Annotated in this window: 9 protein-coding genes and 1 pseudogene; 3 read left to right on the forward strand and 7 right to left on the reverse strand. The window is 29.2% G+C overall.

The features are described from left to right. Positions 1–561: 561 nt before the first annotated feature. From QIA41_RS00005 to arcA, 4 genes and pseudogenes are all read right to left on the reverse strand, one after another. A pseudogene (locus QIA41_RS00005) lies at positions 562–735 on the reverse strand (UTP--glucose-1-phosphate uridylyltransferase); the annotation flags it as partial. 173 nt (positions 736–908) lie between these two features. Next, a complete protein-coding gene (locus QIA41_RS00010; protein WP_320292026.1) occupies positions 909–2,333 on the reverse strand; it encodes a YfcC family protein in 1,425 nt (474 codons plus the stop codon). Positions 2,334–2,372: 39 nt separating this feature from the next. Next, entirely contained in the window at positions 2,373–3,356 is a 984-nt protein-coding gene (gene argF / locus QIA41_RS00015) for an ornithine carbamoyltransferase (protein WP_320292027.1), read from the reverse strand. 56 nt (positions 3,357–3,412) lie between these two features. Next, the gene (gene arcA, locus QIA41_RS00020) at positions 3,413–4,642 is read right to left on the reverse strand and encodes an arginine deiminase (RefSeq protein ID WP_320292028.1); all 1,230 of its coding nucleotides are present in this window, start codon (positions 4,640–4,642) and stop codon (positions 3,413–3,415) included. 171 nt (positions 4,643–4,813) lie between these two features. On the opposite strand from arcA, the gene QIA41_RS00025 reads away from it, so the two are divergent. The 3 genes from QIA41_RS00025 to QIA41_RS00035 are packed head-to-tail and all read left to right on the forward strand — an operon-like array spanning position 4,814 to position 7,565. Further along, positions 4,814–6,430 (forward strand): hypothetical protein, encoded by a 1,617-nt coding sequence (locus QIA41_RS00025; RefSeq protein ID WP_320292029.1) that lies wholly within the window; start codon positions 4,814–4,816, stop codon positions 6,428–6,430. Positions 6,431–6,439: 9 nt separating this feature from the next. Beyond that, on the forward strand, positions 6,440–7,045 hold the full coding sequence (locus tag QIA41_RS00030) for a ribonuclease H family protein (protein ID WP_320292030.1): 606 nt from the start codon (positions 6,440–6,442) through the stop codon (positions 7,043–7,045). Then, positions 7,008–7,565, forward strand: coding sequence for a hypothetical protein (locus tag QIA41_RS00035; protein WP_320292031.1), 558 nt, complete (start codon positions 7,008–7,010; stop codon positions 7,563–7,565). The genes QIA41_RS00030 and QIA41_RS00035 overlap by 38 nt, the downstream gene beginning before the upstream one ends. Before the next feature lie 8 nt (positions 7,566–7,573). On the opposite strand, the gene QIA41_RS00040 is transcribed toward QIA41_RS00035, so the two are convergent. Genes QIA41_RS00040 through uvrB form a run of 3 tightly spaced genes read right to left on the reverse strand, consistent with a single transcriptional unit; the run spans position 7,574 to position 15,844 of the window. Next, positions 7,574–11,026, reverse strand: coding sequence for an LPS-assembly protein LptD (locus QIA41_RS00040; RefSeq protein WP_320292032.1), 3,453 nt, complete (start codon positions 11,024–11,026; stop codon positions 7,574–7,576). Continuing rightward, positions 10,981–13,833, reverse strand: a complete 2,853-nt coding sequence (uvrA, locus tag QIA41_RS00045) for an excinuclease ABC subunit UvrA (protein ID WP_320292033.1) — start codon at positions 13,831–13,833, stop codon at positions 10,981–10,983. The genes QIA41_RS00040 and uvrA overlap by 46 nt, the downstream gene beginning before the upstream one ends. Before the next feature lie 16 nt (positions 13,834–13,849). Continuing rightward, a complete protein-coding gene (gene uvrB / locus QIA41_RS00050; RefSeq protein ID WP_320292034.1) occupies positions 13,850–15,844 on the reverse strand; it encodes an excinuclease ABC subunit UvrB in 1,995 nt (664 codons plus the stop codon). Positions 15,845–15,896 lie beyond the last annotated feature (52 nt).

A 15,896-nucleotide genomic window follows, 5' to 3' on the forward strand; every position in this document is an offset into this window, starting at 1 on the left:
ATATAATTTTTAATTAGTATAGACATTTGCCTCCCAAAAAACTCACTTAAAAATTAGACAAAAATAGATTACTGTCCGTTGATGCACATAAAAGGAACCTTACAAAAATTTACATCTCTAACTAAAGCATACATTAATGCAAACCTAAAACATATGGGAATCTCCAAAATACTAGTAAATTGCAAAATAGTAAATGCTTATATATTTAAATATATAAGCATTTATACTACACTAAACTATACTGAAATGAAATATATTGTTATTTTACAAATCTTTTTATTAATGTGTAATATTAATTTATTTTCTCTTCAAAATAAATTAAATACTTCTAGCTGGGAACTCCCTAAAGAGGATATATATAACCCGATAAAGGCCATGTATTTATATGTTTCACTGTAAAAGATAGGATTTATATAATTATGGTAAATTATACTCATTCTCATCTTTTTTTCATTATACATCTTATAATGAATGGATAGAAATACAGTAACTCTAAAAACTACTACATTTGTAGGAAAAACAACTAAAATGCCTTTCTGCATCCAAATCATTCATAAAATAGTCTCTGTCAAGCATTAAAATTAATGGTTTTTCCATTAATTTTAATTAACAATTCCCACGTTTATTTGCTCAACCGAAACATATTTACCAGCCTCTTTATCCTTCTCCTATAATTCTAATGAGCATTTTTTCTATTATTTCATCAATATTTTTTATCAAATACTCTAAATAAAAACCCTGTAGTACAATATAATTAAAAATATTTTCATGATTATCACAAAGAAAATATTTAATGGCTTAAAAATTATTAATTCCTATCTCAGCAGAATTAAGCTTTTCTAATATCATTTTTTACTTATTGACTTTCCTTTTATAAATAACATTTCCAAGCTATAAAAAATTTTCAACTAAAAACTCAAATAAATGTTGGCTATAATAACTAAAATAGAAATAAAAAACTCAATAATAAATAGTGGTAACACAAACTTAAACCAAGTGCCATAACTCAACTTAGATATACCCAATACAGCCATTATAACTCCGCTTGTGGGCGTTATTAAATTAATAAGTCCGGATGAAGTTTGCATAGCTATAACAACCGAAGACCTTGGCATCAACAAAAAATCAGCAAGTGGAGCCATTATTGGCATAGTTAAACTAGCATGACCTGATGAAGATGGAACAACGAATCCTATAACTACTTGAATAATTTCATTCAAAATGACAAAAAGGGGTCTTGGAAGATTGTACAAAAGATTAGTAGCGGCATTTAATATCGGAGCTATAATCAAACCGTCCTCACATACTATCATTACACCTCTAGCAAGCCCAATAATGAGCGCTGCTGTTATTAGACTTTCTGAACCCTTCACAAAGGCATCCCACATTTCAGATTCACCCAATCTACAAATAAAAGCTGCTATAATAGCAACCCCAAGGTATAACATCGTCATTTCTTGCATCCACCAACCAAGATGAACAATGCCAAATATTAAAAGCAATATCATAAACCCAAATAAAAGCAAAACCAATTTATGAGCAAAGGTAAATTCAAGAACATTCTGAGCATTATCCTTAGTAGAGAGTTCATTTTTTTTAATAAAATATTGATGATGTTCATTTTTTTGAGAATACACGAGTGATTTTGAAGGATCCTTTTTAATTTTAGATGCATAAGCACAAACGTAAATTATAGCAACCAATACCGATACAAAATATAGAATAATTCTAAAATAAAATCCATCCTGCAAACTAATAGAAGCTATTGCTGACGCAATTCCTGTAGCAAATGGATTTACAGTAGAAGCCATAGTGCCCACTCCAGCTCCCAAAGCAATAATAGCTGCCCCAACAAGGCTATCATATCCTAAGGCCACTATCAAGGGAATCATAACAAAATAAAAAGGAAGGGTCTCTTCACTCATTCCGGTTACAGTTCCACCAATTGAAAAAATAAACATTAACAAAGGGATAAGTAATTTATCTTTATGCCCTAATTTCTTGATTAAACAATAAATTCCCGCATCTATTGCTCCCGTTTTCATAATAATCCCATAGGCCCCCCCAACAATTAGAACAAAAATAATAATTTCAGCTGCATGCTCCATACCTTTTGACATTGCGGTTAAAACAGTCATAATGGGATGTAAAAATCCTCTGGGGTCTCGGTCTACAGATTGATAAGTTCCAGCAATAATTATTTCCCTGTTAGATCCATCACTCATTTGCCTAACTTCTCTATCAAACTTACCAGCAGGAATCACATATGTTAAGATGGTTGCAAATATAATTAAATAGAATATTATTGTAAAACTACTCGGCATTTTGATCATAACTATCCTCCTAAATAATTTACTATAAATAAAATACCGTTATTCCAAAGTAGATACCATAACAGCTTTAATGGTATGTACTCTATTTTCAGCAACATCAAAAACAACTGAATTTTTACTTTCAAAAACTTCTTCTGTAACTTCAATTCCATTAAGTCCATATTTATCAAAAATATCCTTGCCAACTACAGTATTTAAGTCATGAAAAGCGGGTAAACAGTGCATAAATATTGCATCATCTTTTGCCATCCTCATTAACTCTTTATTGACCTGATAAAGCTTTAAAAGGTTTATTCTATCTTCCCAATTACTCTCTCCCATAGATACCCACACATCCGTATACACAACATCAGCAAATTTTACAGCCTCTTCCTTAGAATCTGTAATTGTAATTTTACCCCCACTCTTTAGAGCCAAAGCCCTAACCTTAAGCGTCAAATTAGGATCTGGGAAAAGCTCTTTGGGGGAAAAAATTCTGAAATCAAGCCCCATAATAGCACAGCCTTTCAATAAAGAATTAGCAATATTCCCTCTACCATCCCCACAAAATACTATTTTAATCCCCTTTAAATTTCCCTTATGTTCTTCTATTGTCATTAAATCTGCTAGTATTTGGGTAGGATGAGAAATATCAGTCAATCCATTGTAAACAGGAATATTAGAATAATTTGCTAAACATTCAACAGTCTGTTGAGAAAATCCTCTAAATCCAATGGCATCATACATACGTCCTAAAACTTTGGCGGTATCTATTATAGACTCTTTTACGCCCATTTGACTACCCTTAGGCCCTAAATAGGTAATATTTGCCCCTTGATCATAAGCCGCAATCTCAAAAGCACATCTTGTCCTTGTCGAATCTTTCTCAAAAATTATAACTATATTTTTACCTTTAAGCTTCTGCACTTCAATTCCTGCATATTTTGATTTTTTTAAATCAATTGATAAATCAAGTAGATATCGAATATCTTTATTCGTAAAATCTAAAAGATTTAAAAAATTCCTATTTCGTAAATTATACACAATAACACCTAACCTTTACAATTGGCTTTAAAAAGCTCATTTAAATCATTTAACAATTAAATATCCTCTCTTATTAAAGGCATAGACATGCATCTTGGACCACCACGACCTCTTGAAAGCTCACTAGACGGAATCCTGTGAACTTTAATGCCATTTTCTTCAAACAATTTATTAGTTACGTGATTTCTAGAATAAACAATTACTTCTCCCGGAGCTATAGCCAAAATATTAGCACCATCATTCCATTGCTCTCTTGCACCATGTATCAAATCACCACCTGCACATTTTATTATGTCAATCTTCCTGCCAAGATAAAAGCTTAAAACATCTCTAAGTTTGGCTTTTTCTTTTTTAATATGAATTTTGCTAGAACTTGAATTATAGGTTAAGGCATAAATTGAGAAATACATATCATCACTCGTAAAACTTGTAAAAACACTATGATCAATTTGGGTAAAAACTGTATCTAAATGCATATAAGCCCTATTTTGTGGAATTTTAAAAGCCAAAATTGTGCTAAATGAGGTTTTATTTTTAAAAAGATTAATAGCTAATTTTTCTACGGATTTCGCTTCTGTTCTTTCAGAAATTCCAATAACCAAAAGATCCTTGCTTAAAACAAGCTCATCTCCACCTTCTAAAGAAGTCTCTTCCCATCTATTAAACCAAATTGGAACATTTTCTTTGTAAATGGGATGATATCTGAAAATATACTCTGCAAATATTGTCTCTCTATGTCTAACCTTAGTAGACATTTTATTTATTGTAATTCCATTGCCAACACTGGCAAAAGGATCTCTGGTAAATAAAACATTGGGCATAGGATCAATAATAAAAAGAACTGCACCATTAACCAAATCATCAAGAGAAGATGCATAATTTTTAAGCTCATCTCTTGCAACACCTGAAATCATTTTAGAAACCATATCACTAACAGTTAAATTAGAAAAATAATCTTTTAAAATACTAATTGTACGATCTGCTTTTATTTCTGCCTCTAGAATAAATTGGGATATAAATTTATTTTTAAGCTCTACAGAAGATGAAAGGGTCTCGCTAACAAGATCTTCAACATACTCAATCTCAACTGAATTATTTTTTAAAGTATTTACAAAAACTTCATGCTCTTGTTTTGCAACTTTAAGATAAGGAATATCATCAAACAAAAAATTTTTCATAATAAAAGGTGTCAAATTTTCCAATTCTTCCCCTGGCCTATGAAGCAAAACTTTTTTCAAACGACCTATTTCTGAAAAAATATTTATTGGATTTAAATATTTTTTCATTGACTCCCCCTTTATAAAAATTGCCATATATTGAAATATTATAGTTTATTTTTAAAAATATCAATCATTTATTAATATTTTTAAAAAATACTATGAATATAAAATTCTTAAATAAAATTAAAAAGAAATCCAAATCAAAAACATTAAAAAGAATTATGCTAAAATACTATCATGGAGAAAATTAATCAATTAATGCCAATATTGACTATACATATTTTTCTATTCTCTTGCGCCTTAATTGTGGACAACAAACCAAAAAATCTAAGCAACTCGGAAATTTTATTAACACAAAAAACACCCTTGGAAAGCTCTTTAATACAGAATATTTCTGGTACAGAATATCGAATACCAATATACAATATTCAAGAAATTTTAAACAACAATGACAATTCTTTTTTAATAAAGCAAACAGCAGCAAAAATAAAAATAAGTCCACAAAAATTAGAAGAAATAAAAAACTATCTAAATGCTTACAAAAATTATTTAAATGATGAAACGGAATGGGCAAAGTTTATTGATCAAAGCAGCGTAAATGGCAATCTAACAATTAAAATTGATACTGCTTTTGAAAAAAAAACAAATTTTAATCATACAAATTCAGATAATGAAAAATTGACAGAATTAATAGAATTACAAATGCAACTAGAAAAAGAAATTCTAAATTTGATAGAGCAAACATTTCATGATAAAAATTTGGGGTATATACAATTGAGCCACATCAATTCATTTTTTCCTCAAGAAAATACAAACTCAATAACAAAAGAAATAATAGACGGGGAAGAATATGTTGCACCTCATATAATAGCAAATCAATTATTAAAAATAAAAGATAAAAAATATTTCGAACAATTTATGTACTTTTTGAAAATTGAAAATAGCACAATAAAAAAAATAATTGAAAAACAAAAAATTGCTGATCTTCACAATGAATTATATTATTCAAAACAAACAACACCTTCTAGAAGAAGAAAGAGATCAATTGATGACTCCAATAATAGTAATCAATATGATCTAATACCAAAAATAATAGATCCAGATACGGGCATTGAAATAACGCCTGAAAAATTAAGGTCCCTTTTATCAAATGGTGACATTATACTAATAAAACCGAAAATAGATTGGACAGAGTTTTTTTATTTTTGGCAACATGTAGGAATATTTGATGAAGAAAAATACGAAGCTACTAAAAAAATTGCATTCAATGGAAATGATAGTTTTGATATAAAATCAATAATTACAAGCAATCAAATCAAATTTGATACAGCATCTACTCAAGGATCAGGATATGAAAAACTTTCAACATATGTACAATCAAGAATATTAAAAATATTCTCACCAATAACAGATACAAGAACAATTCAGAAGGCTATTAATTTTGGAAGAAGCAGATATATTGACAATAACTTTGGATACATGATTCCGCTAATATCCTCCAACTTATGGACAGACTCATTTAATCTTGAAGAAATTCATAACAAAACCTATTGTTCTTTGGTAGTTGATAGAATATATAAAATAGCAGGACTTAATGTATCAAGAAATTACGAAATTTCAGGAATAATTACTCCTGGGGAAATAAATGCTGCCGCTTACAATTTTTACATGTCTTATACGATTACAGGAATACTCCCAAGTGTGCTTCCAAAAAGACTTATCAAACCAACCTTAAAAGAAAAATTCATTGGCTACAACAAAGAAATAATAGATGTAATGGAATTAAATAAATCGCAAGAAAAAATTTTTGGAAAAGCTTGCAATATAACAAACCTATGGTGTTCGGGAAATTAATATTAGCATATGGACAAATATTATGCATGCATTTTTATCAACAGCAATGAGAAAATTATTTTTAAATCCTGGGAAGAATGTAAAACTGCTATTAAGGGGAAAAATAATAAAATAAAAAGTTTTAAATCAATAGAACAAGCCCAAAATTGGCTACTCTACAATGGCGATAAAATTAATCAACACCCAATTGGAATATATTTTGATTCTGGAACAGGGAGGGGAAAGGGTGTAGAAATTAGGATTGTAAACGAAAAAGGAATTTCAATATTAGACAAAATCCTAGATACGTCCTTGATTAATGAATATGGAAATCATTACGTAAAAAATTTTCAAGGAATTAGTAATAATTTTGGAGAATTACTTGCCCTATATACAGCAATAAAAATAGCATTAAAAAAAAATACAAAAAACATATTTGGGGACAGTAAATTAATAATTGACTATTGGTCAAAAGGAATTTATAATGGCAAAAAATTAAAACAAATTACTATTAATTTAATCAAAAAAACAGTTGAACTAAGGAAAAAATTTGAAGAACAGGGTGGAAAAATTTCTTTTATTCCAGGAAGCGAAAATATTGCGGATCTTGGCTTTCACAAAACTAAGCAAAAATAGTATAAAAAAATACGTGAAAACAATATTTTTGATTTCCATGACTTGTTTTTTTTGCTGCACAACAATAAAAGCAAGTCATGATTATGAAACTAATTTTGAAATTTTAGAATCTCCCTCTAAATACATTGATATAAATGTAATTAAAGCGACAAATGAATATATTTATATTCAAATTACAAACAATAGTTTAGATATAGTAAAAATAAATTGGCAAAACACTACTCTTAACAACAATAAGATCATCTTAAAAAAAGAAGATCTTACAATAACCGATGAAATAAAGTATAGAAATAAATACAGAGAGTTTTTTATTGGACCTAAAACCTCATTTGAATTTAAAGCATATCCACTAAAAATTTTCTCTAAAAACAAAAATAGCAACGCCTTAAGCTCAGATATTAAATATCCGTCCATTTTCAAACTCGACATAACAAAAGTAGGAATTGAGAGGAAAAAAACAATAAAGATTTTAATAACAAGAACTATAAAAATACATGCTATAAATATTACTAATATATAAAGCTGTTATTATTTTTTTATTTTCCTATTAACGGTGAGCTCATAATTTGTATCTTTATTGTTTTCAAATGATGATTTTACAGGAGCAAAAAAATTCCAAGAAATATAAATTGAAAAATTATTTCTCCAAATAGGAGAATAAATCCCATTAGATCCTCTTAGTAAATCGGGCTCTAAATTATATTCACCAACAAATTTCCAATCATAAAAATTAAATTTAAAACCTGCTGAAAATTTTTTAATTTTAAAAAGTGAATTTTTTCTGTCTTGAAGATTAAAGAAATTAAAAGATTTTAACAAATCGGCGAAGATATTGACAGTCTCAAGACCAATTTGATCCATATATCCTTTGAAATACCTAAAAGTCTTGGTATTGACAGAAAAAGTAGAAAAGTAAATTTCTAAAAATTCCGTATATTTAAATTTAAAAGTCAATGCAGATCGTAGTTCATTATCAGTAAATTTCTGCAAATTTATTTTCCAGCCAGCATCTATTCCTAAAGTAAAAGAAAGTTTTTTATCGAACAAATTTAATACATGCAATTCCTTTTTGTAACTAGAATCTAAAGAATATGGAACAAGCTCGGTCGTAATGCCAACCTTGGAAAAATCTCCTTTTAAGGGATCAAAATTATATTTAAAATCATCTTTCATTACAAACAAAACCTGAAAATCAAAAACATTAAGCTTAAACGAAAGTTCAGAAACTCTATTTATTAAAGGATCATAAGCAGCTAAAAAACTGAATTTAAAATAATTCAAATATCTTGGCTCAATTTTATAATATAAAGCAGGTGACATTTCTAAATTTTTATAAGGCGATGATGGTTTTTGAGGATCCAAAGGATTCAATAAAGGTTGAACAACGGGGATTCCAGGGTTTTTAAGAACATCTTCTTTAAACTTTTTAGAATATTTAATCCCAATCCCGGCTTCTTGTAATAAATAAGGAAAATCTAAAGAAAGTTTAAGCTCAGAAGAAGCCTTAATATCTTCAAAACTATTTTTTAATTCTCCCGAAAGCTCCGCACTAAAATTATTATAATCATAAATTAAAGAGCCTATTATTGATTGGTGAAAAGTTTCTGGATCAGATAAAAAAATACTACTATTCTTATTAACTAAAGATTTTGCATTAGAATCATATTTTTTATTAAATGAATATAAAGTTGACTTATTCTCAAACTTTAAAATACTTCTAGATAACAAAGGATACCGAATAAAGGGAAGTAAATTTAAATTTATTTGGTTAATAATTGAATGCTCACTTTTTTTATCTTTATCTTCAACTTTAAAATCTTTATTTAAAGGATTATACTCAATAGTATTAAGATATAATAAATTTTCAAAAGTAATTAAACGATTATAAAAATCAGCATGAATTTTTATATCCGTTCTATTTTTTATATCAAATAAATAATTTTTTATTTCATAATTAAAATCCTTTGGACTTGTAATACCATAATTATTGAAAAAAACATTATTTCTAAAATAAGGATTAATGCCAAACCTAATAAAAAAAGAATCAAATTGATCAGCATTTTTAAGAGTAATTGGTTCTGGAGAAATATATAAATTTTCATTTAAATCTTTTACTTTTTCGGGTTTTTCCTCCTTTACACTCTTTTTATCATTATCTTTATCTTCTATATTTTTAACTTCTGGGCTCATTATCATTTCTTTAGTGCCGGCTGAGAATGTCCACCGATTATTGTAAAGGTCTTTTTGAAAATTTAAATCAATGTATGGAAGATAAATTCTATCCAAATAAAACCATTTCCTTGTAGGATCATTAATCTCTTTTGGTTTCTCCAAAGGAGATTTAACATAAAGATTTTCATAGCCCGACAATTTGAAACTTAAACCCAAATTATTTAATTTGTAATCTAAAATTGAACCATCATTAAATGTTCGGCTATAAAAAGAAGATAAATTCCAATCAAAAGAGTTAATGCTGGTTTGCTCTTTAACCGAATCTTGATCTAAATTTAAAAGAGAAAAAAATGTAGCACTCTCTATTCTATCTTTAAAATCAATATTAACATATGGATCGGAATAGTGTTCTAAAAGGACCGAAAAAAGTGCGTCGCTTAGCAGAAATTCTGTTTTAAATTTAAATAAATACCTAAAAGGAACTTCAAACCCAAATATATCTCCTTTATTAAGATTGGAAAAACTAAAAAGAGATTGTTTTAAAGCTCTATTATTAAAAGGATAATATCCTCCATCGTAATTATAAACATTTCTAGTAAAACCTAGTCCAAAATTTCCTTCCAAAGTTTTAAAACGCCCCAAAGTATTGCTCAAATCAAAATCAATTCCAGAATAAAACCCTAAATTAGCATAAATATCAAAAATCACCTTAACATAATCTTTATTAGGATTATGCGCTAAATCTTCTGCAAAAAAATACGTTAAATATCCATTTCTTATATGGGGTTTTTTACCTGAATTATAAACAGAATTAAAATCAAAATCCAAAAAAGAAGAATCCTCGCTTGAAGCTTTATTGCCAAAAAGATAAATAGTATTAAAAACAGAAAAACCTTTTCGGGGGTTTAAACCCATAGATGGATTAAAAAACAAACTATCTCCCGGTCTGAAAAAAAAGGGAATATAGAATACTGGAACTCTTCCTATATAAAATATAGCATTCAAAAAACCAAAATCCCCTGAGGGCAATACCCATATTTTAGTAGCCCTAATCGAATAGTAAGGCTCTGGAATTTTACTAGTTGTTACAAAAGCCTGTTCAAAAATAGTAACATCATTGTCTATCTTTTTTAAAACATTTCCTCCAAAAGAAAGAATATGATCTATTTGATTTTTTTGCATTTTTTTTTGAAGAATGCCATCTTTTAATAGAAAATTTTGAGAATCAAAATCAACAAAGAATTCATTACCATAAAAATAAAGCTTTTCATTTGCATCCATATCAAGGATATATTCAACATTTCCAATAGAGTAAAGTTTTCTGGAGTTCCTATTAAGGACTATTCTGTCACCTTTGATATTATGCTTCTGATTCTCTTTAATATCTTCAACCAAGATATTAACTCTTCCTTCAAAAACAATACTTTCATCCTTAGTAAGTTCATAAGTGAAATTTTCAAGATTGTCTGTAGTTTCAATTATTATTTTATATCTATCGGATCCGACAAGTCCTTTCCCTTTAACAAAAAGCTTGGGATCTATTCCAAACTTTTTTAAAAGCAATTCTCGTATTTTTGAAACATCGGTTTCTTTTAGGCCCTCTTGTAAGGCCCATTTTCTCAAATCTTCATCAGTTGAAAGCTCAAGTTCTCTCAAATAAGATTTTTGACTTAAGGTTAAGCTATCTCTTTTCTTAGAATTCTCATCATCATTTACAGCTTGAGAAAAAATTACATTAGAAAATGATAAAAAAATTAACAATCCTATAAAAGATCTCTTAAAAACATTCCTGTATAGGAATTCTCGCATTTTGCAACCTCTTCGGGAATACCAGAAACAACAATATTCCCCCCTGCCAATCCACCATCAGGACCTAAATCTATTATATAATCTGCCTGTTTAATTACATCCAAATTATGCTCTATTAGTACAACTGTATTACCATTAGAGACTAATCGCTGCAAAACCTCTAACAACTTCTTTATGTCATCAAAATGTAATCCGGTTGTTGGTTCATCAATAATGTAAAAGGTTTTGCCTGTGCTCTTTTTGCTTAACTCAAAAGCCAACTTAATACGTTGAGCTTCGCCTCCTGATAGAGTTGTTGCAGATTGCCCCAATTTAATATATTCAAGTCCAACTTCAATTAAAAATTTTAAATAATGATTAATTTTAGGAACATTCTCAAAAAATTTTCTAGCTTCAAATACACTCATCTCTAAAACATCATGTATATTTTTCCCTTTGTACCTAACTTCTAAAGTTTCTTCATTAAATTTTTTACCCTTGCACAAATCACAAGGAACAAAAACATCTGGTAAAAAATGCATTTGAATATTAAGATACCCATCTCCTTGACACTTCTCACACCTTCCACCTTTAACATTAAAAGAAAATCTACCAGCCTTAAAGCCCCTTGACCTTGCATCCGGAAGCTTAGCAAAAAGCTCTCTAATTTCTGTAAAAAATCCAACATAAGTTGCTGGGTTCGATCTTGAAGTTCTACCTATTGGTTTTTGATTTATTTGAATAATTTTATCGATTTTTTCATACCCAATAATATCTTTAAAACCATCACAATATTCTTCATTAAGTTTTAATCTGTTATCAAGAGCTGGATACAAAACTTCGTTAAGCAAAGTGCTTTTTCCACTACCAGAAACACCTGTTATTACAGTAAAAACCCCTAAAGGAATACTTACGTCTATATTTTTAAGATTGTTTTTATTAGAGCCTAAAAGCAAAATTTCTCCCTTATCGGTCTTTCTTCTAGAATTTGGCACATCTATTTTGAACTTACCATTCAAATATTGACCGGTTAAACTATTTTTACTATTTAAAATATCAATTAAGGATCCCTTTGCAACTATTTCCCCTCCAAGAATTCCAGCACCAGGACCCATATCAATAATATAATCTGCGGTACGCAAAGTTTGCTCATCATGTTCAACAACAATTACAGTATTGCCAAGATTTTTAAGATTAACAAGAGTAGAAATTAATTTTTCGTTATCTTTTTGATGAAGACCAATACTTGGCTCATCAAGAACATAAATAACACCTGAAAGCGCTGACCCTATTTGAGTAGCAAGCCTAATACGCTGAGCCTCGCCTCCAGATAGACTGCCTGATATTCTATTTAAATACAAATAAGAAAGACCAACATCAATTAAAAATTTGAGCCTATTTTTAATTTCCTTTAAAATTTCCTTAGATATTGTTTCATCTACCACATCAAGCTTCAAGTTTTCAAAAAATACATAAGAATCAAATACAGATAAGTTACTAAGATCTTGAATGTCTTTCCCATTGATTTTTACAGTTAAAGCCCCAACACTTAAACGCTTTCCCTTACATGAACTACAGATTTTTTTAGACATCAAATTTTCATAAAAAATTTTAGTGCTCTCTGATTCTGTTGCAAGATATCGTCTTTTTAAAAGAGGTAAAAGTCCTTCAAATTTTTTGGAATAATGAAATCCTCCATCTACCTCTTTTGCTTCCATTTCTTTGGACTGGTAAATAAAATCTATTTTTTCATTTGAACCGTATAAAATCTGCTTAAGAACCTTAGATGGAATGTCTTTTACGGGGGTATTTAATCCAAAATTATAATGCTTGGCAAGCCCTTTAAAAATAGCCACAGACCAAGACGAACTTGTCTTAAACGTAATAAAAGCATCATCATTAAAAGAAAGACTGGTATCCGGACAAATACTCTCAAAATCAAACTCAAGTGTAACGCCAAGACCGGAGCATTCACTGCAAGCACCAAAAGGACTATTAAAAGAAAAAAGTCTGGGTTCTATAAAAGGAAGCGAAAATCCACACAAAGGACAACTATTATGCTCTGTAAAAAGCTTATCTATTTTTTCAAAATCATTTTCAATCTCTACTCGTAAATATCCATTAGAAACAGCAAGAGAAGTCTCAACGGATTCTGCAAGCCTAACTCGAACATTATTGCTTAGCTTAATCCTATCAACTATAATTTCAATGGTATGTTTTTTATTTTTATGTAAATTTAAACTAAGTGCATCTTCTATTAAATAATCTTTAGAATTTATTCTAACTCTATTGAAACCTTGATTTAATATTTTTTCTAAAACTTTTTTATGCGAACCTTTAGATCCCCTTACAATTGGTGCAAAAAGTACAACCTTAAATCCTTCAGAATAACTTAAAATAGTATTAACTATTTTATCTAAAGATTGCTCTTCAATTAATCTACCATCATTTGGACAGTATGCTTTACCTATTTTTGCAAATATTAATCTATAATAATCATAAATCTCGGTAATTGTTCCAACAGTAGAACGGGGATTATTGCTTATTGTTCTCTGTTCAATAGCTATGGAAGGGGAAAGCCCATCTATATAATCAACATTAGGTTTTTTCATTACGCCCAAAAACTGCCTTGCATAAGCCGAAACAGACTCCATATATCTTCTTTGCCCTTCTGCAAAAATAGTATCAAAAGCTAGAGAAGATTTACCAGAACCACTCTTGCCAGATATTACAACTAAACAATCTTTTGGAATATTTACATCAATATTTTTCAAATTGTGTTCTTTTGCTCCTCTGACAATAATTTCTTTTTTAAAATTTTTTACCAAGGATTACACCCCCCCTTTATTTGTTACTAACCGCACTATTTTTGATACTAAGCTCTTTTATTTTATCTCTTAAAACAATTGCGTCTTCAAACCTTTCATCATTAACAGCTTCTTCTAGTTCAAATTTAAGCTTATCAATAAGCTTTTTTTTAGACAATCTCTTACCCGAAATAATTTTTTCAAAGTCATAAACAATATTTTCATTTTTATTATTAAGTTCTTTTTCTAAAATATTTTGAATCTTCTTAACAATTGTCTTGGGAGTAATATTATTTTCTTTATTATAATCAAGCTGAATTTGACGCCTTCTATTAGTTTCTTCAATTGCCTCCTGCATAGCTAAACTTATTTTGTCATAATACATTATTACAAGTCCATTAGAATTTCTAGCAGCCCTACCTATTGTTTGTATTAATGAAGTGGTAGATCTCAAAAACCCAACTTTATCAGCATCTAATATTACAACAAGAGATACTTCTGGAATATCCAAACCTTCTCTGAGTAAGTTAATGCCGACAATAACATCAATTTCTGATTTCCTAAGCAATGAAATAACTTCTACTCTTTCAAGAGTATCAAGTTCTGAATGCAGATATTTTGCCTTTACACCAAGACTTACTAAATATTCAGTCAAATCCTCAGACATTTTTTTTGTTAAAGTAGTAATTAAAATACGCTCCTTAAGAGCTACTCTTTTTTGAATCTCACTATAAAGATCTTCCATTTGACCATCAGAATGCCTAGTAATAATTTCGGGATCAACAAGACCTGTGGGTCGAATTATTTGATTAACAACCACACTGCTCTTTTCATTCTCTTCAAAGCCTGGAGTTGCAGATACAAACACAACTTGATTAATTAATGAGTCAAATTCATCATATTTAAGGGGTCTGTTTTCAAGCGCCGCAGGAAGTCTAAATCCAAAGTTAACAAGATTTAATTTTCTAGAATGATCTCCATTATACATTCCCCTAAATTGAGGTAATGTAACATGAGATTCATCCACAAACAATAGGTAATCTTTCGGGAAAAAATCAAAAAGACAGTAAGGTCTTCCCATTGTACTTCCACTCAAGTATTTAGAATAATTCTCAATGCCCGAACAAAACCCTGTTTCTCTAAGCATTTCCAAATCATATTCTACTCTCTGCTTAAGCCTTTCGGCCTCTACAAGCTTGCCATTATTTTTAAAATATTGACATTGAAGATCCAAATCATAAGATATTTTGGGTATCGCATCTAATACATTTTTATAAGGAATTACAAAATAAGATTTAGCAAAAAGAGTAAAACTATTTGTAATTCCTAAATTTTTTTTAGAAAATGAACTAATCCTATATATTTTAACAATTTCATCAAAATCCAAACAAATTCGATAGGCAAACTCTCCATGCTCACTGCTAGGCCAAATTTCAACAGTATCCCCTTTAATTGAAAATTTATCCCTCTCTAGATTCATCAAAGTTCTCTCGTAATATAGCTCTACAAAAATATCTGATATTTCTTTAATAGAAATTTTTTGGCCTACAAAAAATTCTCGTGCGGATTTTTTGAAAAAATCCGGAGATCCAAGAGCATAAATCGAAGATACAGTTGCAACAACAACGACATCTCGTCTTTTAGCAAGAGACGTTACTGCCCGTATTCGCTTGATTTCTATCTCAGCATTAATAGTAGCTTCTTTTTCAATAAATAAATCTTTTGAGGGTACATAGGATTCTGGCTGATAATAATCATAATAAGAAACAAAATATTCAACGGCATTGTTTGGAAAAAAATCTTTAAACTCCCTATAAAGTTGGGCTGCTAACGTTTTATTATGACTGACAACTAAAGCAGGTCTGTTTAAATCTTTGATTATATTTGCAATTGTGAAAGTCTTCCCACTTCCTGTAACACCTTTTAATGTTTGATATTTGTTTCCCATCAAAATAGAATTTTTAATCTCTTTTATTGCTTTAGGTTGATCACCAGCAGGAAGATATTCTGACTTCAAAAAAAAATCTATCATTAATTTAACAACCAAAATCTAATAAGCATTATTACAAATAATCTAATAATAA

The sequence above is a fragment of the Borreliella sinica genome, assembly GCF_033969665.2.
GTDB classification, from domain to species: domain Bacteria; phylum Spirochaetota; class Spirochaetia; order Borreliales; family Borreliaceae; genus Borreliella; species Borreliella sinica.

Bases quoted from the DNA above. Each gene is read 5' to 3' on its own strand.
- uvrB (WP_320292034.1), bottom strand. From the start codon at position 15,844: ATGATAGATTTTTTTTTGAAGTCAGAATATCTTCCTGCTGGTGATCAA.
- QIA41_RS00030 (WP_320292030.1), top strand. From the start codon at position 6,440: ATGGACAAATATTATGCATGCATTTTTATCAACAGCAATGAGAAAATT.
- QIA41_RS00010 (WP_320292026.1), bottom strand. From the start codon at position 2,333: ATGATCAAAATGCCGAGTAGTTTTACAATAATATTCTATTTAATTATA.
- arcA (WP_320292028.1), bottom strand. From the start codon at position 4,642: ATGAAAAAATATTTAAATCCAATAAATATTTTTTCAGAAATAGGTCGT.
- QIA41_RS00040 (WP_320292032.1), bottom strand. From the start codon at position 11,026: ATGCGAGAATTCCTATACAGGAATGTTTTTAAGAGATCTTTTATAGGA.
- QIA41_RS00025 (WP_320292029.1), top strand. From the start codon at position 4,814: ATGGAGAAAATTAATCAATTAATGCCAATATTGACTATACATATTTTT.